The organism is Bacillus sp. LNXM65, from assembly GCF_002998575.1.
Lineage (GTDB): Bacteria > Bacillota > Bacilli > Bacillales > Bacillaceae > Bacillus.
Genome location: NZ_PVRB01000002.1, coordinates 254,624 through 272,540, shown reverse-complemented (window position 1 = coordinate 272,540; position 17,917 = coordinate 254,624). Strand labels below are relative to the sequence as shown.

The 17,917-nt window shown below is 40.1% G+C and carries 22 protein-coding genes and 1 pseudogene; 9 read left to right on the top strand and 14 right to left on the bottom strand.

All coding sequences use genetic code 11. The annotated features are described in order from the left end of the window. Nucleotides 1-220: 220 nt before the first annotated feature. The 3 genes from C6Y03_RS04935 (at nucleotide 221) to C6Y03_RS04925 (ending at nucleotide 2,011) form a co-directional block, all read left to right on the top strand. A complete protein-coding gene (locus C6Y03_RS04935) occupies nucleotides 221-361 on the top strand; it encodes an anti-repressor SinI family protein (RefSeq protein WP_008345506.1) in 141 nt (46 codons plus the stop codon). A gap of 296 nt (nucleotides 362-657) precedes the next feature. Further along, nucleotides 658-1,347, top strand: coding sequence for a class I SAM-dependent methyltransferase (locus C6Y03_RS04930; RefSeq protein WP_106038932.1), 690 nt, complete (start codon nucleotides 658-660; stop codon nucleotides 1,345-1,347). Continuing rightward, complete coding sequence (locus C6Y03_RS04925; protein WP_034660733.1) at nucleotides 1,340-2,011, top strand: glycosyltransferase family protein; 672 nt, start codon at nucleotides 1,340-1,342, stop codon at nucleotides 2,009-2,011. Before C6Y03_RS04930 ends, C6Y03_RS04925 begins: the two co-directional genes overlap by 8 nt. Nucleotides 2,012-2,151: 140 nt before the next feature. Here C6Y03_RS04925 and C6Y03_RS19320 read toward each other — a convergent pair. The 4 genes and pseudogenes from C6Y03_RS19320 to C6Y03_RS19125 form a co-directional block, all read right to left on the bottom strand. Beyond that, nucleotides 2,152-2,301 (bottom strand): annotated as a pseudogene (locus C6Y03_RS19320) (transposase); the annotation flags it as partial. A gap of 125 nt (nucleotides 2,302-2,426) precedes the next feature. Further along, nucleotides 2,427-2,711: a hypothetical protein gene (locus C6Y03_RS04920; protein WP_017360144.1), complete on the bottom strand. Its 285-nt coding sequence runs from the start codon at nucleotides 2,709-2,711 to the stop codon at nucleotides 2,427-2,429. Further along, nucleotides 2,701-3,828, bottom strand: coding sequence for a Rap family tetratricopeptide repeat protein (locus C6Y03_RS04915; RefSeq protein WP_106030651.1), 1,128 nt, complete (start codon nucleotides 3,826-3,828; stop codon nucleotides 2,701-2,703). Before C6Y03_RS04915 ends, C6Y03_RS04920 begins: the two co-directional genes overlap by 11 nt. 331 nt (nucleotides 3,829-4,159) lie before the next feature. Continuing rightward, nucleotides 4,160-4,327, bottom strand: a complete 168-nt coding sequence (locus C6Y03_RS19125; RefSeq protein WP_155758699.1) for a hypothetical protein — start codon at nucleotides 4,325-4,327, stop codon at nucleotides 4,160-4,162. A gap of 607 nt (nucleotides 4,328-4,934) precedes the next feature. Between C6Y03_RS19125 and C6Y03_RS04905 the strand changes: the two genes are divergently transcribed. Next, nucleotides 4,935-5,513 carry a hypothetical protein gene (locus C6Y03_RS04905; RefSeq protein WP_126268974.1) on the top strand — a complete coding sequence of 193 codons (579 nt, stop codon included), beginning with the start codon at nucleotides 4,935-4,937 and terminating at the stop codon, nucleotides 5,511-5,513. A 466-nt stretch (nucleotides 5,514-5,979) separates the two neighbouring features. On the opposite strand, the gene C6Y03_RS04900 is transcribed toward C6Y03_RS04905, so the two are convergent. Next, nucleotides 5,980-6,357, bottom strand: coding sequence for a hypothetical protein (locus C6Y03_RS04900; RefSeq protein ID WP_106030652.1), 378 nt, complete (start codon nucleotides 6,355-6,357; stop codon nucleotides 5,980-5,982). Between the two features lie 177 nt (nucleotides 6,358-6,534). Continuing rightward, the gene (locus tag C6Y03_RS04895) at nucleotides 6,535-7,323 is read right to left on the bottom strand and encodes a YkgJ family cysteine cluster protein (RefSeq protein WP_106030653.1); all 789 of its coding nucleotides are present in this window, start codon (nucleotides 7,321-7,323) and stop codon (nucleotides 6,535-6,537) included. Nucleotides 7,324-7,676: 353 nt separating this feature from the next. On the opposite strand from C6Y03_RS04895, the gene C6Y03_RS04890 reads away from it, so the two are divergent. Further along, nucleotides 7,677-7,991, top strand: coding sequence for a DUF485 domain-containing protein (locus C6Y03_RS04890; RefSeq protein WP_034660734.1), 315 nt, complete (start codon nucleotides 7,677-7,679; stop codon nucleotides 7,989-7,991). Beyond that, a complete protein-coding gene (locus C6Y03_RS04885) occupies nucleotides 7,988-9,529 on the top strand; it encodes a solute symporter family protein (RefSeq protein WP_034660414.1) in 1,542 nt (513 codons plus the stop codon). Before C6Y03_RS04890 ends, C6Y03_RS04885 begins: the two co-directional genes overlap by 4 nt. A 26-nt stretch (nucleotides 9,530-9,555) precedes the next feature. On the opposite strand, the gene C6Y03_RS04880 is transcribed toward C6Y03_RS04885, so the two are convergent. The 4 genes from C6Y03_RS04880 to cidR all read right to left on the bottom strand — a co-directional run bounded on the left by C6Y03_RS04880 (nucleotide 9,556) and on the right by cidR (nucleotide 12,447). Next, the gene (locus C6Y03_RS04880; protein ID WP_060597556.1) at nucleotides 9,556-9,930 is read right to left on the bottom strand and encodes a nuclear transport factor 2 family protein; all 375 of its coding nucleotides are present in this window, start codon (nucleotides 9,928-9,930) and stop codon (nucleotides 9,556-9,558) included. 134 nt (nucleotides 9,931-10,064) lie between these two features. Further along, entirely contained in the window at nucleotides 10,065-10,733 is a 669-nt protein-coding gene (gene thiE, locus C6Y03_RS04875) for a thiamine phosphate synthase (protein ID WP_106036402.1), read from the bottom strand. A 35-nt stretch (nucleotides 10,734-10,768) separates the two neighbouring features. Then, complete coding sequence (gene thiM, locus C6Y03_RS04870; protein WP_106038931.1) at nucleotides 10,769-11,542, bottom strand: hydroxyethylthiazole kinase; 774 nt, start codon at nucleotides 11,540-11,542, stop codon at nucleotides 10,769-10,771. A gap of 17 nt (nucleotides 11,543-11,559) precedes the next feature. Further along, a complete protein-coding gene (cidR, locus tag C6Y03_RS04865; RefSeq protein WP_003214744.1) occupies nucleotides 11,560-12,447 on the bottom strand; it encodes a cidABC operon transcriptional activator CidR in 888 nt (295 codons plus the stop codon). 164 nt (nucleotides 12,448-12,611) lie between these two features. On the opposite strand from cidR, the gene C6Y03_RS04860 reads away from it, so the two are divergent. Next, complete coding sequence (locus tag C6Y03_RS04860) at nucleotides 12,612-12,995, top strand: CidA/LrgA family holin-like protein (protein ID WP_012011691.1); 384 nt, start codon at nucleotides 12,612-12,614, stop codon at nucleotides 12,993-12,995. Further along, nucleotides 12,989-13,669, top strand: coding sequence for a CidB/LrgB family autolysis modulator (locus tag C6Y03_RS04855; protein WP_034660418.1), 681 nt, complete (start codon nucleotides 12,989-12,991; stop codon nucleotides 13,667-13,669). Before C6Y03_RS04860 ends, C6Y03_RS04855 begins: the two co-directional genes overlap by 7 nt. Before the next feature lie 35 nt (nucleotides 13,670-13,704). On the opposite strand, the gene C6Y03_RS04850 is transcribed toward C6Y03_RS04855, so the two are convergent. Continuing rightward, nucleotides 13,705-14,886, bottom strand: a complete 1,182-nt coding sequence (locus C6Y03_RS04850) for a class I SAM-dependent rRNA methyltransferase (RefSeq protein WP_106038930.1) — start codon at nucleotides 14,884-14,886, stop codon at nucleotides 13,705-13,707. Nucleotides 14,887-15,004: 118 nt separating this feature from the next. Here C6Y03_RS04850 and glxA point away from each other — a divergent pair, with 118 nt between their 5' ends. Continuing rightward, nucleotides 15,005-15,388, top strand: coding sequence for a glyoxalase GlxA (gene glxA, locus C6Y03_RS04845; RefSeq protein ID WP_034660421.1), 384 nt, complete (start codon nucleotides 15,005-15,007; stop codon nucleotides 15,386-15,388). A gap of 110 nt (nucleotides 15,389-15,498) precedes the next feature. Here glxA and C6Y03_RS04840 read toward each other — a convergent pair whose 3' ends face one another. The 3 genes from C6Y03_RS04840 to C6Y03_RS04830 all read right to left on the bottom strand — a co-directional run bounded on the left by C6Y03_RS04840 (nucleotide 15,499) and on the right by C6Y03_RS04830 (nucleotide 17,702). Further along, nucleotides 15,499-16,227 (bottom strand): amino acid ABC transporter ATP-binding protein, encoded by a 729-nt coding sequence (locus C6Y03_RS04840; RefSeq protein ID WP_060597561.1) that lies wholly within the window; start codon nucleotides 16,225-16,227, stop codon nucleotides 15,499-15,501. Further along, nucleotides 16,224-16,868 carry an amino acid ABC transporter permease gene (locus C6Y03_RS04835; RefSeq protein WP_003215015.1) on the bottom strand — a complete coding sequence of 215 codons (645 nt, stop codon included), beginning with the start codon at nucleotides 16,866-16,868 and terminating at the stop codon, nucleotides 16,224-16,226. Before C6Y03_RS04835 ends, C6Y03_RS04840 begins: the two co-directional genes overlap by 4 nt. Before the next feature lie 69 nt (nucleotides 16,869-16,937). After that, on the bottom strand, nucleotides 16,938-17,702 hold the full coding sequence (locus C6Y03_RS04830; RefSeq protein ID WP_106038929.1) for a transporter substrate-binding domain-containing protein: 765 nt from the start codon (nucleotides 17,700-17,702) through the stop codon (nucleotides 16,938-16,940). Between the last annotated feature and the right edge of the window lie 215 nt (nucleotides 17,703-17,917).

Sequence of the window (17,917 nt, the reverse complement as noted above, 5' to 3'; positions counted from 1 at the left end):
TACAATTGTTTATTATTAGAAGTAAGAAATCAATATTTATGGGTTTTTTAGTCATTTTTTTAGGAACGTGGTAGGTGATAGATTTTACAAAATAGGTTAAATGTCATCATTTTTCGACAAAATCTATTTTGCGCTGTTTTCATCCACACGTACAGTTACTAGACGGTTTGTTCAAGTCATTGGTTGCAGATGAATATGTCTTATTGAACTGGAGGATATTATGGATACGCAAGTGAAAAGAAGAGTTGACGAAGAGTGGGTTTATTTGATTCAGGAAGCGAAAAAAATTGGACTAGGCATCGAAGAAATACAAGCTTTTTTAACATCCAACGGTGATCAGAAGATGATAAACAAACCGTAAATCAACGCCGTTATCCTTTGTCTTTCAGACTGCTTTGGCTAAAAGACTTGTCAATTGACCTTTTGAAAATCCTTTCATGACGATACGCTACAGTAATTGAACACCCCTTCATACCAATCCCTTCCACTCATGGGGTTCTGTCTTTCTATATTAGGAGGACAGTCCGTTTCCCGTTCTTTATATGATCCCTTTATAGCCGCTATTCATGAAAATTGTCATTCTCACGTTATAAAACCAAGCTCCCCACCCATATATTAAGCATGAAAACAATGAGAAAGCAGAAAGGTGGGTAGAGCGTGAGTTCAGATTCCCTTTCCTATTATCACCAAAAAAAGGATCAGTATTATCATGGCGTGAACCCGGTCATTGTCAGCCGTATTCGTGAGGAATGGACGTCTTTATTGGATATCGGATGCGGCACAGGCAAACTTGGAAAAGTCCTGAAACAAAAGGGCCGGACCATTTATGGAATTGAATCGTTTGAGGATGCAGCAAAAGAGGCTGAGCAAGAGCTAGATCATGTGCTATGCGGAAATATTGAACAGATGACTCTCCCTTACGAACATGAACACTTTGACTGCATCATTTTCGGAGATGTCCTTGAACATTTATTGGATCCGTGGGCCGTTTTAAAGAAGGTCAAACCCTTCCTTAAAAAAGAAGGAGTCATCCTGTCATCCATTCCGAATATCGGTCACATATCAACAGTTTTAGAATTACTAGCCGGCAGATTCACTTATACAGATGCAGGATTAATGGATCAAACACATTTACGTTTCTTCACCCTTCACGAAATTCATGCACTCTTTCATTCAGCAGGCTTTCGTATTCGCGAACTCGAAACCATTCGCGTAAAGCATCCTTCCTATGCAAGCGTGATGAGTGATTTACATGAATTACTCATGAAGCATGGCATTCGTTCAGATTTTCACGAGGCCGCTACCGCCTATCAGTATGTGTTTGAGGCGGTTCAGTTTCATGAGTAACCCCACCATCCTGTTTGTTTTATGTGTAAATGATGAATCGATGTTTCAGGCTTGCTTTCGGCAGCTCGCTTCACTTCCTGCTCCCCATGGATATCATGTGGAGGTTTTGCCGATTAGACATGCATCCAGTATGACCTCTGCTTATAATGAAGCGATCACCCATCCAGCTCAGTTTAAAATTTATCTTCATCAAGATACCTTGATTGTCAAACAGCATATGCTGCTTGAGCTGATCCCGCTTTTTTTACAGCATCCATCACTTGGGATGGTTGGGGTCATAGGTGCAGAAAGCGTGCCTGACAATGGGATTTGGTGGGAGAGTTCTCATTGCCGGGGGAAAGTCATTGAATATCGTCACGACACTTATCAGCTGCTTTCGTTTGAAAGAGGTCGTCAACAACAGGCGGAAACACAAGATTATATCAACGCTTCGGCGATTGATGGTCTTTTCATGGCGACGCAGTATGATGTGAAGTGGCGTGAGGATCTCTTTGATGGCTTTCATTTTTATGATGTTTCGCAGTCCTTTGAATTCGTCCAGCAGGGCTATGAGGTTGGAATTGCGAGACAAGAAGAGCCTTGGTGTATCCACAAATGCGGAGATCATTTTGATGCAGAAACATATGAAAAAGCGAGACAAACATTTCTTGCGAATTATCGATAGAAAGCACCCTTTTCGGGTGACCAGAATGTAGAGAAACTCATGTTTTTCTACATTCTTTTTTATTTTCCACGTCATGATGTTAGGTACCCGATAAACATCATTTTGAACAAAATAAGTGGATCGAGAGAAGGACGACCTTATTTCTCACTATAATACGGTTTTACTTTATCTATGATAAATGAAAAATCAATGTACTGATCAATTTTACGAAGCAAGTGATCGTGTTCAACCAATTGATCTAGTCATACAAATTCAGCTTCGTGCTGAGAAGAATGTCTAATGTGGAACATGAGAAAAACACCTTCCTTTAATATGCTTTTCTCTATTATAAAATGGGGAAATGTAAATTTTAAGGGGGAAAATAAAGCTGTCGAGATTTTCTCGACAGCCTGACCCTAAAGGTCTGTTTGATTCATCAAGTAGATAATCTAGAATCACGTGTTCCAAAACGAACATCAGGATTTTCACTAGAACGGGTTCCATTCCTCACAGCAAAATCGTTATCTTGTTGAGATAAAGTTATAAGAGGAAAATCCTCAGTAGTAACGCTACTGCCTGTAGCATTCCTTACAGTCAGATCAGTGGATTCTGGAGAAGTAGCATTTCTTGAATTCACATCAAAATCGACAGATGATAAAGAGATCACACCTAGCAATGCTGAAGCACTCAAAAAACCAGTAAGAACCGTTTTAAAATTCATATGAACAGTCGCCCCTTTGGATTTGTTTTCGGGCGTACATCACTTTTTCATACATTTTTACAGATTCATCCATACGCCCATTCTCATTATAGTACCGAGCCGCTTCAAGCGCTAGGTCTTCCATATATGGATAACCCCTCTCATTCTCTAATTTTTCCAACGAGCTCAAGACTTCACTTAGGTTTGCTGTTTTTAAAAATAAAATTTCCAATACCATCAGCAACGATAAAAACAGATCATTTTTTCTATTCTTCGCTTCTTCCAAGCCTCTTTTGAAAAATCTTTCACCCTCAATAAATTCCTTTTGACTCAAATGAAATAACGATAATTCATAAAAAACCAAAAGCAACTCTGTAGCATTAATAGGCTCTCCTTCTAGAATAACCTGATTAAAATAAGCTAGTGCCCTATTAAAATCACCTAATCCTTTATAACAACACCCAATATTAAATAATGACTTCACAATCATTGGCTTATTAGAAATTGCCTTAGATTTTTCTAAAGCTGACAATAAATGAGGAAGCGCCTTTTCTCTGCATTCAAAATCAATGAAATTACCTGCCATAACAGTTAGACAATTAATTTCTCGAATCATATAAAGGGAATTGCTCTTATGCGCCTTATAAGTATCATAAGAAAGACCAACGTAATACATAGACACATGTGTCTGTTTCATGTGATAAAACACTTCAGATAATTTGTAATAAAATTCCGCTCTTTCTAACTCATCCCCTACTTGCTCCAGGCGCTTTTCCGAGCGCTTATAGAACACAATAGCTCTAATAAACTCACCATTTTTGAATTCATACATGCCTTGAAAAAAATTAAAATAGTATTCAAGAATGGCTGACATCTTTTTTCCTTGTCCTTCTACAGCTTTCAAGTAATCCGATTTTTCAAGTGGTTCTTTAGAAGGCTGCACATAGTCTGTCATCAATTGATGACGAAACTCCATCAACTGAAAATAAAGAACCGCCTGTTCATCTTCTTCCATGACATCTATATCTTTTCTAACCTCTTCCCTTAGCATCTGGGCCTCTTTAACATTGAATCTTTTTATATGCTTATACCATTCATTTATCTTGATCGCTACAACTGGAGACGGTATAGACGCCATCTACAATCCCCCCCTAGAAAACCAATTTTTAATAAATGTTAGCACAAGAATTCCTAATAAAACCCTATTTATCCATTAATATGTAAAATTTTCGGCATGACGCAAACACTTTTTAAGCAAGTAGGACACAAGACATATCGGTTTTTAGATGCTATCACAGCAGTTAACGCATTTATATCCCATATAAGCGTTCTTGAAGCATCACACTATGAAAAACCCGAGCATAAATAAAGATGCTTAGAAACGAATATGAACGCTCTTGGTGGTGTTTTTAAAATAGGTGCCATGTTTTTTAAGAAACAAAAAAACAGGCTCTTTAGCCTGTTCTTTATTATCCAGTGATGACCATATTGATGAATGGGACACTCAGTAAAAAGTAAACAACGGCAAAAACAACTTTATAACCCATCTCTTTTTCTTTATTATTCTTACGTTTTTTCATATAAACAGCAAAATAAGAAGCACCAATTAACATCATCAATACTGGTATTACAGTCATCATAAATTATCCTCCCTAATAAAAGAACCTATATTGCGGTCACCGCAACCCAAAAAGAAACTTTCCATCACATTACCAATTATCAAGAAATAAATGGTAGCATGGAAATATATCAAAGAAAGTGAGTGATTCTTATAAATCCATGTCTCCTATGCTTCTTTATGCAACCATTTTTTTGACTCTCTTATGATCCCCCAAAATAGGAACCTGTACAGAATTACAAGCAAGAAAAAAGTATAAACAAACTCAAAGGGAGAGAATGGTTCATAATCAATTATGTATGCATTAATAAACACTATTACCAAAGAAAACAATTCCATCAAAGAATCTATAAATCTGTTTTCTTTGAACACGTCCCTTGTCTTTTTGAAATTAAAGATGTCTTTAATTTCCACACTAGAAAGTCCTTTGATTAAAGCTAAACCTATCAAGTACACACCAAAAGACATCTCAAAGGAAAAACTCAACATCTGTGTGATTACACAATAAATCAAAGTGAATAAGAATAAATACATTTTATTACTCTCCTTAACCTCTAAGTATTCCACCCCAATAGAAGGAAATATCATGTATGCGTTACCCCAAAAAACAAATAGGAGTGGTACGTATGTTTAAAAAATTTCTAGTAGTGTTATGTGTGCTTACTATTACATTTGGTTTCTCTTCTCCAATGATTAGTCATGCCAGTCAAGGTAATAATGAGACCCCTCCAGTCAGTGTAGATAAAAAACAATTGGAATTAGCAGAGAAACTATCTAATTATTTCGAATTAGATAAGGATGGAAATATTCATTTTACAGCTGATAAAGAAACCCTTATGGAAATGGGAATTTCAGAACACGACAGTCTACTAATGACTTCAATGAAGTCAGAAGAATTTAGCTTTGAAGAGAATGAGAAAAAAGGTGACATGCAGACTTTAGGTTTTGTAGGTTTACACCTCAAATTAGGACCGAAAGTTAGAAGCATGAATGCCATAGTAGCAGGTGGATTTGCAGCCGGATATATCGGTTGGTACACAAGTCGAATTGCTGCTGCCGGACCATGGGGTGCTGGAGCAGCTGCGGCTATTACTGCTGGAACTTCTGGTGCTGTTGCATGGGCAGTTAAAAACAAATATAAGAAAGTTGATGTAGGCGTAAATATTATGTTTGTTAATTTAGCATATACTGTAAAAATACCTTAAAAATAACTGTTAAGCAACAATAAATAAAAAAAGCAGGCTCCAGTAAGAGCCTGCTTACTCTTAATATAAGACTTCAACACAAAATTTTTGAAATTCCTGAAAATATTTTGGTTCTGCATTAATTAGTGGTAAGCGTATAGAAAGTGTTGCAGCGTGCAGACGATCGGTAAGCCCTCACATTCTTCTCCTAGTAAAACAACCCTTTTTACATAAAAAAGAAGCCATTAACGGCTTCTTATGTTGATTTTCACTTTTCCACTATTTTATATCCGAAATCTATAAGGCACAGTTGAAAACCTCTCTTGAATGAATTTTTATCATCTTTATCTAACATACCATCCTTGTATGTTTCAATAAAGATTATAGCGCGCGACTATTCCATTTCGGGTATGCCGGCGTGTACCGGTACTAATTTATATTCCATAATACGATTTTCTCCTTGATCCTCGACTTCAAAATACCCTTTTTATAAAGCTATTTCAATTACGGCCACATCTTCACCATTGGACTTTGTTATGAAAGAAACCTCTTCTTCTGGAATTCCCACATTTATTAAAAATGACTGAAAAGCGTGGCTGCCTTCGCCGTTATAATTACTGGCTAAACCTTGGTAAATAAATAATTTATAGGCAACAGTCTCCACATACGTATAATATCTCACTTTTTGACCATTTCTAAAATGCGTAATACGTGTGACCTTTCCTAATGTCGGCAACAATGCTAAAGCAAAGTCTAAAGTCGGTTGGCTACTCTGTTCCTGAATAATGATTGTTGCTTCTTCCTTTTGAAATGGTGGTTTAAATTCTGTATGCTGCTCTAAATATTGTTCTTTAATAATTGCCATGTCTAAATCCTCCTTTAAGTTTCATGTTAAAATAACGAATTTCAGTTTTTTGTTGTGTGGAGAGAATGCGAACAAAACAGCTGCCCTGGAAGATCCAAAATGAGCTAAAACACGAATGAAAAAGTGTGGCCAACTATACAAGCGAAACGATTTCACGAATATTGTCTTTTATCTCGTTTAAATCAGATTAAATCCTTTTAAAGTGTATAAGTTTGCCTGTTCAAGTGACTGATTAAAATTGATTGGGCTATCATAATGATTATACTGCGCTTCTTTTTTTCCGGTCCGATCGAAGAAAATCTTAAACCAGTAATAGATCGGATAGGGCCTTTGTTGAATTGTACTTCCGTCTGGCAAACGTAAATGTACATATTCAACAGTCTCTGCCGTTTCATCTTCAACATTAGGAGTCATTGCAGCGTGTTCCACAGAATCAGGTATATACTCGCATATCTCAACACGAGTATCTTGATTGATGCTATGATGAGTCGAACCAAAAGAACGGCAAATCAGAGGGCGAGAATCGTAAATTGAACATGATTTTGTTTCTGGATCAAGTAGTGGACAAGGAAAGCTATTCCGTCCAACTGCCATGTGCTTCTTCATTTGTTCAACAATTATTGTGCCATCGTTCGTTGTATATATCTCCAAATTTCTCCATGTGTCAGGTCTTTCATTTTTAATTGTTTCACACTGATCCAAAGCAGTATCATATATTTTTTCTGCTCGATCTTTGCTCCAAGTCTTCAACTCACGCATAATAAATTCAAACTCAATTTCAGTTATAGAAAAATCCTCATAGCAGCAGTTATAACACCCCTCTTGACATGGAGGAATATTTCCTGTTGATTTTTGATAATCCTCTATTTTTCGTTCGTACTTTTTTTGTGTTTGGATAAGCCGTGCAGCTCTTGATTCAGGATGAATGTCACTATGACACTTTTTATATACAGAAACACGGGTCATTTCTTGAGATTGCCTTAACCATTTGCCTTTCCCCCTCTAACAACCGGATAAACCCATTAATTCCCAAACAATTTTATCATAGATTACTAAACCAGTACGAAGCAAAAAATACCGTCTTGCGCCTGCAAGACGGTCAGTAACCTTTCCATATTTCACTCTTCCAAGGCCGATATTTCATATAATAGAATGCTTGCCCCTTCTCGACTTAACACAATACCTCAAGATAAAGTCATGTTTTGATCAGGCTCAGCACCCTTTTCGGGTGCCTTTTTTATGATATACTGTCATAAACAACCAGATCGTCTCATATGCATTGGAGTACCTTGTCCCTAATTCGTACAAAGGAGGAAACAATGGCAGACAAAAAAGTTCATTATAAGAAGGTTGCCGCTTCAGAGGATTTTCGAAAACTTCTCGAGGAAAAACGCAGATTTATCGTACCGATGACGATTTTCTTTTTTCTCTTTTACTTTTCACTTCCGGTTGCTACATCTTACTTCACCTTTTTGAACACGCCGGCAATTGGCGCGATCTCATGGGCTTGGTTATTCGCCCTCACACAATTTGTGATGACCTGGGTATTATGTGGACTTTATGCGAGAAAAGCAGCTCAGTTTGACAAATATGTAAGCGCTTTAAAAACTGAATCAAGAGGTGATGACGAATGAGCATGACCGCTTTTATTTTATTCATAGCGATCGTAGGGCTCACATTGGTCATCACATATTTTGCTGCGAAAAAAACGAGCAATGCGAGCGATTTTTACACAGCAGGCGGAGGTTTGACTGGGTTTCAGAACGGCCTTGCCATCGCCGGGGACTATATGTCTGCCGCATCATTTTTAGGGATCGCTGGAATGATCGCGTTAAATGGATTTGACGGCTTTTTCTATAGCATTGGCTTTCTAGTGGCGTATCTTGTCGTTCTTTACGTTGTGGCCGAACCGCTTCGAAATCTAGGGAAATATACGATGGCCGATATGATTGCTGCACGATTTAAGCGTCCTGCCATTCGAGGGGTTGCCGCGTTTAACACAATCACAGTCTCTACTTTTTATATGATTGCACAGCTTGTTGGGGCAGGTGCATTAATCAAACTGCTTCTTGGCATTGATTACTGGATTGCTGTGCTGGTCGTAGGTGTCTTGATGACCATTTATGTCGTGTTTGGCGGCATGATCGCTACCAGCTGGGTACAGATCACAAAGGCTGTGCTTCTCATGCTTGGGACCCTGATTATTTCACTGCTTGTATTTGCAAAGTTTGATTTTAGTCTGCTGAAGATGTTTGAGGAGATGAAAACAGCGACCCCGCTCGGTGGGGCATTTCTTCACCCGGGAAATAAATATGATGTGCCTTTAGAGACACTGTCTTTGAACCTTGCTTTAGTGCTTGGGACAGCAGGTTTGCCGCACATTTTGATCCGGTTTTATACGGTAAAGGATGCCATTTCTGCGCGTAAATCTGTTCTATCCGCTACGTGGATCATCGGTATTTTTTATTTAATGACGGTTTTCCTTGGCTTCGGTGCTGCTGCCTTTGTTGGAACAGAAGCGATCACAGCAGCAGATGCAGCAGGAAATATGGCCGCTCCTCTGCTCGCCCAAGCCCTTGGAGGTGATTTATTATTTGCCTTTGTTTCCGCTATTGCCTTTGCGACCATTTTGGCAGTGGTAACTGGTCTCGTCTTATCCGCAGCGTCTGCCTTTGCCCATGACTTTTATAGTCAGATCATCCGCAAAGGGAAAGCGAGTGAACGGGAACAGGTGAAGGCGGCACGCTTTGCTTCCATCGGCGTGGCCATTCTTTCCATCATTCTTGCATTATTTGCCCAATCCTTAAACGTCGCTTTTCTTGTGTCACTTGCCTTCGCCGTGGCAGCAAGTGCAAATTTACCATTGATTATCTTCACTGTCTTTTGGAAACGATTTAATTCTACGGGTGCCATTGCAGGGAGCTTAGTAGGACTGCTGAGCGCACTGATCATCGTCTCGCTCAGTCCAAGCGTCTGGGACCCATCGGGAGCAGCCATCTTTACAGGAGATCCGCTCATCCCGCTGTCGAACCCTGGAATTATCTCGATCCCACTCGGATTCCTTGCCGCTTACTTAGGCACGATATTCTCCTCTGAAAAAGCAGATGAAGACACCTTTACGGAAATTCAAGTAAAGGCACATACAGGCATGCATATGGATACTGATTCATAAGGAAAAGCCGGCAGCGAGCCGGCTTTTTAATAGCGCTGAAATAACTCTGGATTTTTCGGAACGTTTTCTAAATAAACGATCTTTCCTTTGTCGTCCAGTTCTGCAATGTCAATTCCTTCTGCTGTATAGACACGGCCATCCGAAAGTTTCCCGCAAACAGCCCAGTTCGTTTCATACTTTCCGTCTTCTCTTTTTTTCCATCCATCCCACATATGCTTGATGTCTTCATGCACGTGGAAAAACGTGTTTAAAAACTGTGTAAACGCTTGGATGCCAGGCTTCTCGGCACCATTTAAGACAATCATGACATCGTCAGAAAACAATGCTAGCAATTCATCCATTTGCTCCTGTCCTTTTCCTGCTTCATCGTAGCGGCGAAAATACGTATCGAGCACTTCCATTGTTCATTCTCCTTTATTTACCTGTCATTTCGAAAATAATCGAACAATTTAATTGTACACAATTGTTTCTCACCTGTCTATTTTCCCTGAAATCAGAAAAGACATGAATTGAGTCAATCCATGTCTCCTACAGGTTAAAGAGATGCTTTTTCTAATGCAACAAGTGCTTTCAATTTTTCTGCTGCTTTTTTTGGATCAGCGCTCTGGCTAATGGCGCTAATGATGCTAATACCATCTGCCCCTGCTTGGATGACTGGTGCAGCATTGTCGTATGTGATACCCCCAATGCCAACAATTGGAATATGAAGACCATGACGACGTACTTCAGTGATCAAAGATACTCCTTGGACACTGCGTGTATCCTTTTTCGTTTCTGTTGGATAAACTGGGCCCATGCCGACATAATCTGCGCCGTCCTTCATGGCTTGTTTCACTTCATCTAGGTTATGCGTAGACACACCTAATATTTTATTCCCGATCCGTTGTCTGACGTCTTCTGCATTTGTGTCTTCCTGTCCAACATGAACGCCATCTGCATTAAGGTCTATCGCTAGCTGTACATCATCATTCACAATAAAAGGAACATTTGCTTCTTGGCAAAGCACTTGAAGTTGACGAGCCAATTGTTTCTTCTCTCCTCCTTGCAAGGCTCCCTCGCCCTTTTCTCGAAATTGAAACATGGTGATTCCGCCTTGAATGGCTTCTTTTACGACATCAAGCGGCGGTCTGCTTGTATTCGCTGTTCCCATAATAAAATAAACCGATAATTGCTGTTTGATTTGCTGTTGATCAGCCTTTGTCATGTGAAATTCCCCCTATTCTCCCCATAGTCACCACATCATCGCCAGTTGTGTGTGAGTGCATTTAACAATTCCATTTGAAACGTCCCTGGCCCTTTATCCTGAGTGTAATGAGCTGCCCTTTCAGCTGCGACACCATAAAACAGTAATGCAGCTGCTGACGCATGAATAGGCCGTTCACCCACTGCACAAAATGCCCCGATGACAGACGTCAGTAAACAGCCGGTTCCCGTCACCTTGGTGAGCCATTCATGTCCATTATGAATAGACAACACGTCCTCTCCATCTGACACCACATCGACTTTTCCTGTGATCACCACAACGGTCTGAAGTGTCCTTGCCGCTTGTTTGGCTAGTGCCGATACATCTCCGTTCGCTGCTTTCGCATCAACGCCTTTTGACTCCCAGCCATCCACTCCAAGTAAATGAGCCATTTCTGCAGCATTTCCTCTGACAACGGTCATGTTCACTTGCTCTAACAGCTGTTTTGCCGCTTTCGTTCGAAACGTTGTCGCACCGACGCCGACAGGATCTAATAGAACAGGTACACCATTTTCATTGGCAGCTTGTCCAGCCAGAACCATGGCCTCCACCGTGTCCTTTGTCAATGTGCCGATATTGAGCACAAGTGCATCCGCCAACTGCGCCATTTCAGCCACTTCTTCTTTGGCATTTGCCATGACTGGCGAAGCGCCTAAAGCAAGCAGACCATTCGCTGTAAAATTCGTCACGACTTGATTGGTGATATTATGAACGAGTGGATTTTCCGCTCGAACCCTCTCCAATAAATGAGACACGCAGCTTGTTTTCATCCGTATCGTCCTCCCTTTTACTCTGCTCCCCACACATAGGATTTAGTATGCTTTAACCATTCTCTTGCCGCAAACGACAAATAGCGATCCTTTCGCCAAATGACTCCTAAATGCCACGGGATCGACGTGTTTAAGGAAATGACTTTCACCTTTTCAGGATCAAGATCACGGCAGATCCGCTCAGGCAGAAGACCAATTCCCAAGTTCTCGGCTACCATCTCACTAATGAAATCCCATTGAGACGTTTCATAAATGACATTGGGCCGGAATCCCGCATTCATACATTCATTCAATATCCGGCTATGCAGAACAAAATCTTCTCGAAAGAAAATAAAAGACTCTTCCTTTAAATCAGCTAAATCAACCTTATCACGACCTGCCATCGGATGTGATGGATGCGTCACGAGCTTCATGTCTTCTTTAATAATGGTGTACGTATGAAAAATTTTATCATTTGCAGGCAGAACAATGACACCAATATCTAACGAACCATCTTCGACCCCTTCCTCTACTTTAATAGAGCCGTGCTCCACCAATTGAAATGTGACATCTGGATACTGCTGGCGGAATTCTCCCATGACATTCGGGAAAAAACTCGATCCAATCATCGGCGGCAGCCCGATGCGAATATGTCCTTTTTTGACATTCATTAAATCATTTAGCTCGCTCGTTAAATTCTGAAATGATTGTGTGATTTCACTCGCCTGTGTATACATCGTTTGTCCAGCATCTGTCATTTCAACCTGCCGGCCATTTCGATAAAACAACTGCACCCCCAGCTCATCCTCGAGATTTTTGACCATCTTGGAAATGGTAGGCTGCGACACATAAAGAGATTGTGATGCTTTTGTGAAGCTTTTTAACCTCGCCACTTCTAAGAAATATGTTAAATGTCTAATGTCCACATGACTCACCCTTCCTATAGACAAAAGGAATACTAACTATTCGATATATGTATTTTACCTATAACTGAACGTGCTGTACACTTTAAAGTAAGCTAATCAATTGGAACGTTGTCATGTTTTTGTGAAACAGTGAACAATTTATATAGAAAAAGGAGTGAAAGAAAGTGAAATTGCTCAAAACGCCGCTGATTGCTGTCCTTCAGATTATGGCTTTGTTTGTTTTTGCGAAATTGATGAATGTGCTCGCGGCCTTTTTGCATTTAAGAATTCCGGGCACGATTTTAGGCATTCTGGTCATTTTCTTATTACTTCATTTTAAAATCATTCAATTAAAATGGATTGAACTTGGCGCCGTATGGCTGCTTGGAGAACTGCTGCTATTCTTTATCCCGTCAGCAGTTGGTGTCATTGATTATGGAACATTGCTTTCTCAATCTGGCACAAGTATTGTCCTTGTCGTCTTACTTAGTACCTTTGTCGTCATGCTCTCAACTGGTATCATGACGCAAATGATTGCGAAAAGAAAGGAGCGAAAAAAGCTATGTTAGTTGGCGCACTATTTCTGATCTTAACGGTTCTTTTATATCTCGGATCAAAAGCGGTGTATAAACGGCATCCGAAGGTCTATGTCTCCCCATTACTTGTGACGCCGCTTGTCCTTGTCGTCTTGCTATTAATCGTCAACATTCCTTACGATGCATACAATCAAGGCGGTAAATGGCTCACGAATATGCTTCAGCCTGCGACTGTTGCTTTTGCCATTCCTTTATATAAGTATTTTCACATTCTGAAGAAGCATGCAGTGGAAATTATTTTGAATGTGGCTTGTGGTTCTGTCATTGCGATCCTATCAACAGCATTTATCGCCAAGTTGTTTCATTTGGATACAGGCCTTATTGAAAGTCTTGTCCCAAGGTCGGTCACAACACCAGTGGCGATGAGTGTGTCAGAAATGATTGGCGGCATGCCGTCCGTTACGGCTGTATTCGTCATTTTAACCGCACTGTTTGGGTCAATCATCGGTCCAATGGTCATTCGTTATTTCCGTATTGATAATGACATTGCCATGGGCGTCCTGCTTGGAACAGGTGCACACGGGGCAGGAACATCGAAGGCATTTGAAATGAGCTCCGTCTCAGGGACGATCTCAAGTGTGTCGATGATTCTTTCAGCTATTATTACATTATGTGCAGCGCCTCTCCTCATGTCGTTTGCCTTATAAAAAAGCCATTTCCTTTATCGGAAAATGGCTTTTTCTTATGCTTGGATAAAGACAACCTTTAAATAATTTCCTTCAGGATAATTCTTCGTTGTACGGAAATCCTCAGGAAGTGTATATTCTTCAAGGATACGATAGGTTTGCCCTGTTTCTTTAAAGGCCTGCGCAATAAATCCTTTGAATTTCTTCATACCAAATGCACTGCTATTCGTTGATGCCACAATGACGCCGTTCTCAGCTGTGATTTGGATGACTTCTATTAATAGCTTCTTATAATCCTTCGCCGCACTGAATGTGTGCTTTTTCGTGCGTGCAAAGGATGGCGGGTCTAAGATGACAAGATCATAAGTCCATCCTTTTTTCGCAGCAAACGGAAAATATTTAAAGACATCCATGACTTTCATATCCTGCCCGTCCACATCTATATGGTTGACTTCAAACTGTTCAGATGTTTTTTTCAAACTGCGGTTTGCGACATCTACACTTGTCGTCCGGCTCGCTCCGCCAAGCGCTGCTGCCACGGAGAAAGCGCCTGTGTAAGAAAATGTATTAAGCACGGTCTTTCCTTTTGCATAACGATCTCGAATCGCTTTTCTCACATGACGTTGATCAAGAAAAATGCCTGTCATCGCACCATCATTTAAGTAAACCGCTACGTTCATGCCATTTTCTTTCACGATGAGAGGAAATTCACCTTTCTCTCCCTTCACAAAATCATCATCTTCTATATACTGTCCAGACGTATCAAATCGTTTCTTTTCATAAATGCCTTTATAGTCTGGATATACGTGCTCAAGTGCAGCCAATACTTCCGCCTTGAATGTATAAACTCCTTCGCTATACCATTGGATGAGATAGAAACCGTCATAATGATCAATCGTGAAGCCGCCAATTCCATCACCCTCTCCGTTGAACACACGGAAAGCAGTCGTCTGCGCATCACGAAATAAATGCGTTCTGCTTTTCGCTGCCTGCTCAAGCTTGGAGACAAAAAAGGCTTGGTCTATTTTTTCGTTGGCATCAAATGTGAGTACCCAGCCGATTCCTTTATTTTGTACACCATAATATCCTTTTCCTAAAAAGGCGCCTCGCTCATCCACCCATTCAATCAGCTCGCCTTCTTTCACACCGCTTACATGCGATACAGCATCTTTGAAAATGAGCGGATATCCCTTTTTCACTTGTTCTGCAAATGTTTGTTTTAATGAGATTTTTTTCATTTGTGTCATCCTTATCCTAAATTGACTCTCTCTATCCTATCATATGAATGTATACGTTACTCCTATTATGATAAGATGAGGAGAAAAATATCAACACACCATAGAGGAGGCTCTTTTTTTGACGACATTACGATTAGATCATACAGGTATTATGGTCACAAATATTGATCAGTCCATTGATTTTTATGAAAAGGTCGTGGGCATGAAATTAAAGGATCGCATCACTCATACAAACGGAGTCATTGAGCTTGCATTTCTCGGTTTTAAAGATGAAACAGAAACGGAAATTGAGCTCATCCAAGGGTACAGCAGCGACCTGCCATCTGAAGGAAAGGTCCATCACCTTGCCTTTACAACAGACAATATTCATGCTGAATTCAATCGTATTCAAAAGCTGCAAATTGAATTAATTGATGAAGAAATTACGACGTTACCAAATGGATACTGCTACTTCTTTTTCAGAGGACCAGACCAAGAATGGATCGAATTCTTCCAGCGCTAATATTTCCTAGGAAATGGGGCCAGTTACCTTTATCATCATATAAACTGCGATATTTCTTAGGCTCCATAAAAGAAAAAGAGTAAGAGCATCCATATGCCCTTACTCTTTTTTTATAACACCTTACTAAGAAATGATTTTGTCCGCTCATGCTGCGGGTTTCCAAAGAGAGCCTCCGGTTTGTCTTCTTCGACAATATATCCGCCATCCATAAAGAGCACGCGGTCTCCTACCTCTCTCGCAAAGCCCATTTCATGTGTGACCACAATCATTGTCATGCCTTCGACGGCTAATTGTTTCATAACTGCTAATACATCCCCGACGACTTCAGGGTCAAGAGCAGATGTCGGTTCATCGAATAATAACACTTTCGGGTCCATTGCCAAGGCTCTTGCAATGGCGACACGCTGTTTTTGTCCACCAGATAATTGGTTAGGGTAGCTTTTGGCTTTGTCTTTTAAGCCGACCTTTTCAAGCAGGTCTATTGCTTTATCGACTGCCGCCTTCTTGTCGGCGCCTTTTACCTTCATCGGTGCGATCGTGATGTTTTCTAAAACGGTTTTATGAGGAAATAAATTAAAGTGCTGAAACACCATCCCCACTTCTTGTCGTACTTTATTGATATTCACCTTTGGATCTGTAATCGTATGTCCGTGGACAACGACTTCGCCAGCCGTAATATCTTCTAATTTATTGAGACATCTTAGAAACGTGCTTTTGCCTGATCCAGAAGGACCAATCACACACACTACTTCCTTTTCCTCGATGACTGCATTAATGTCCTTTAACACTTCGTGATCGCCAAAGGATTTCTTTAAATTTTTCACCGTAATCATACTCATTTGATATCAAATCTCCTTTCTGCGTAGCTAGCCAGTAGAGAAAGTAAATAAATGATCACGAAATAAATGATACCGACAATGAGCCAGACATTCAAAGGATCAAATGTTGCCGATGCTTGTACTTGTCCCCGCTGCATAATATCGGCGATTCCGATAATCGATAAGAGAGACGTGTCCTTCAAGCTGATGATGGCTTGGTTTGTAATCGCTGGAAGCATGCGGCGAAATGCCTGCGGAAGGACGATAAAGCGCATGTTTTGTCCCCCTGTAAAACCTAAGGAACGTGCAGCTTCTGTTTGTCCTTTATCAATGGACTGAATTCCTGCACGAATAATTTCTGAGAAATAAGCCCCTGCATTAATCGCTACTGTAATAATCCCTGCCGGCACTCGATCAAGCGATATGAATTCAAGTGTATTCAAACCAAAGTAAATGAAGAATAGCTGTACGATAAATGGTGTGCCTCGAATGGCATTGACAAAGACAAGTGCGATGAAGTTTAAGATTTTAAAAGGTGACAGACGGAATAATGCCACAATCAAACCGATGATAAATCCTAAAATGATGGCAACAACAAAGATATATAAAGTGGTTTGCAAACCATCCATTAAATATGGAAATGCATTAATAATCGTGTCCATGTTTCTCCCTCCCTAATTCACATACGGTGCCACATAAAGAAAGCGCGCTCGGAGCGCGCCTCGCTTGTGTTATGACTTCAAATATTTATCAATAATTTTGTCATATTCACCGTTTTTCTTTAGGTTCTCTAGACCTTTATTGATCTTTTTCAATAGGTCTTGTTTTTTCCCCTTCATCACAGAAATACCATACTGGTCTCCATTCAATCGGTCTCCAACTGTTTTCAATTTTAAATCTTGTTGTGCGATTGCATACGTAATGACAGGATAATCCTCTATTAAGGCATCTGCATTTCCGTTTGAAACTTCTTGGAACATCGATGGGCTGTCATTAAATTGAATCACTTCATACCCATATTTATCTGCGTTATCTGATGCAAATTTTGCACCTGTCGTCCCATTTTTAACAGCTAGCTTTTTCCCCTTTAAATCATCAATTGATTTGATGCTGCTGTCCTTTTTCACAACAACTGTCAGTCCAGCGTCGAAGTATGGATCTGAGAAATCTACCTTCTTCTTACGCTCATCTGTAATACTCATCCCGCCCATTCCTACATCAAGCTGGCCTGCCTGCATTGCTGGAATAATGCCTGAGAAGTCCATAGCTTCAAGTTTCACTTTGAAGTCTTGGTCTTTCGCGATTGCGTTAATCAGATCAACGTCTATTCCTTCATATTTACCGCCCTTTTCAAATTCAAACGGCGGATATGTTGTATCTATCCCTATTTTATATGTGCCTTTGCCTTCTCCCGAACCGCTGTCCGATTTTGATCCACAGGCTGCCATGACGAGCACAACAATGAGTCCCATGATCAGTAACATCGATTTTTTCATAAAACACGACCCCCTATTGTCAGTTTTGTCTAAATATTCGCAATACCAATAATACTATACCACGCTAAATCTATAGCGTGTGATATTTTTTATCAATACCAAAGATCCATACAATACTAGATCAATAGTCTCTTTAAATTTTACTTTTTTGCGAATAACTCATTTTATTCTAAAAGAAGAGTGATTCACAATCATGATGTGAGATAATCTTACGA

What these genes read in the sequence shown, in the direction of transcription:
- thiE (WP_106036402.1), bottom strand. Translation starts at nt 10,733, where the DNA reads ATGACAAAGGCTGATCAACAGCAAATCAAACAGCAATTATCGGTTTAT.
- C6Y03_RS04885 (WP_034660414.1), top strand. Translation starts at nt 7,988, where the DNA reads ATGAGCATGACCGCTTTTATTTTATTCATAGCGATCGTAGGGCTCACA.
- C6Y03_RS04920 (WP_017360144.1), bottom strand. Translation starts at nt 2,711, where the DNA reads ATGAATTTTAAAACGGTTCTTACTGGTTTTTTGAGTGCTTCAGCATTG.
- C6Y03_RS04900 (WP_106030652.1), bottom strand. Translation starts at nt 6,357, where the DNA reads ATGGCAATTATTAAAGAACAATATTTAGAGCAGCATACAGAATTTAAA.
- C6Y03_RS04880 (WP_060597556.1), bottom strand. Translation starts at nt 9,930, where the DNA reads ATGGAAGTGCTCGATACGTATTTTCGCCGCTACGATGAAGCAGGAAAA.
- thiM (WP_106038931.1), bottom strand. Translation starts at nt 11,542, where the DNA reads ATGAAAACAAGCTGCGTGTCTCATTTATTGGAGAGGGTTCGAGCGGAA.
- C6Y03_RS19125 (WP_155758699.1), bottom strand. Translation starts at nt 4,327, where the DNA reads ATGACTGTAATACCAGTATTGATGATGTTAATTGGTGCTTCTTATTTT.
- C6Y03_RS04835 (WP_003215015.1), bottom strand. Translation starts at nt 16,868, where the DNA reads ATGGACACGATTATTAATGCATTTCCATATTTAATGGATGGTTTGCAA.
- C6Y03_RS04840 (WP_060597561.1), bottom strand. Translation starts at nt 16,227, where the DNA reads ATGAGTATGATTACGGTGAAAAATTTAAAGAAATCCTTTGGCGATCAC.
- C6Y03_RS04850 (WP_106038930.1), bottom strand. Translation starts at nt 14,886, where the DNA reads ATGAAAAAAATCTCATTAAAACAAACATTTGCAGAACAAGTGAAAAAG.
- C6Y03_RS04935 (WP_008345506.1), top strand. Translation starts at nt 221, where the DNA reads ATGGATACGCAAGTGAAAAGAAGAGTTGACGAAGAGTGGGTTTATTTG.
- C6Y03_RS04890 (WP_034660734.1), top strand. Translation starts at nt 7,677, where the DNA reads ATGGCAGACAAAAAAGTTCATTATAAGAAGGTTGCCGCTTCAGAGGAT.
- C6Y03_RS04905 (WP_126268974.1), top strand. Translation starts at nt 4,935, where the DNA reads ATGTTTAAAAAATTTCTAGTAGTGTTATGTGTGCTTACTATTACATTT.
- C6Y03_RS04895 (WP_106030653.1), bottom strand. Translation starts at nt 7,323, where the DNA reads ATGACCCGTGTTTCTGTATATAAAAAGTGTCATAGTGACATTCATCCT.
- C6Y03_RS04915 (WP_106030651.1), bottom strand. Translation starts at nt 3,828, where the DNA reads ATGGCGTCTATACCGTCTCCAGTTGTAGCGATCAAGATAAATGAATGG.
- C6Y03_RS04855 (WP_034660418.1), top strand. Translation starts at nt 12,989, where the DNA reads ATGTTAGTTGGCGCACTATTTCTGATCTTAACGGTTCTTTTATATCTC.
- C6Y03_RS04925 (WP_034660733.1), top strand. Translation starts at nt 1,340, where the DNA reads ATGAGTAACCCCACCATCCTGTTTGTTTTATGTGTAAATGATGAATCG.
- C6Y03_RS04830 (WP_106038929.1), bottom strand. Translation starts at nt 17,702, where the DNA reads ATGAAAAAATCGATGTTACTGATCATGGGACTCATTGTTGTGCTCGTC.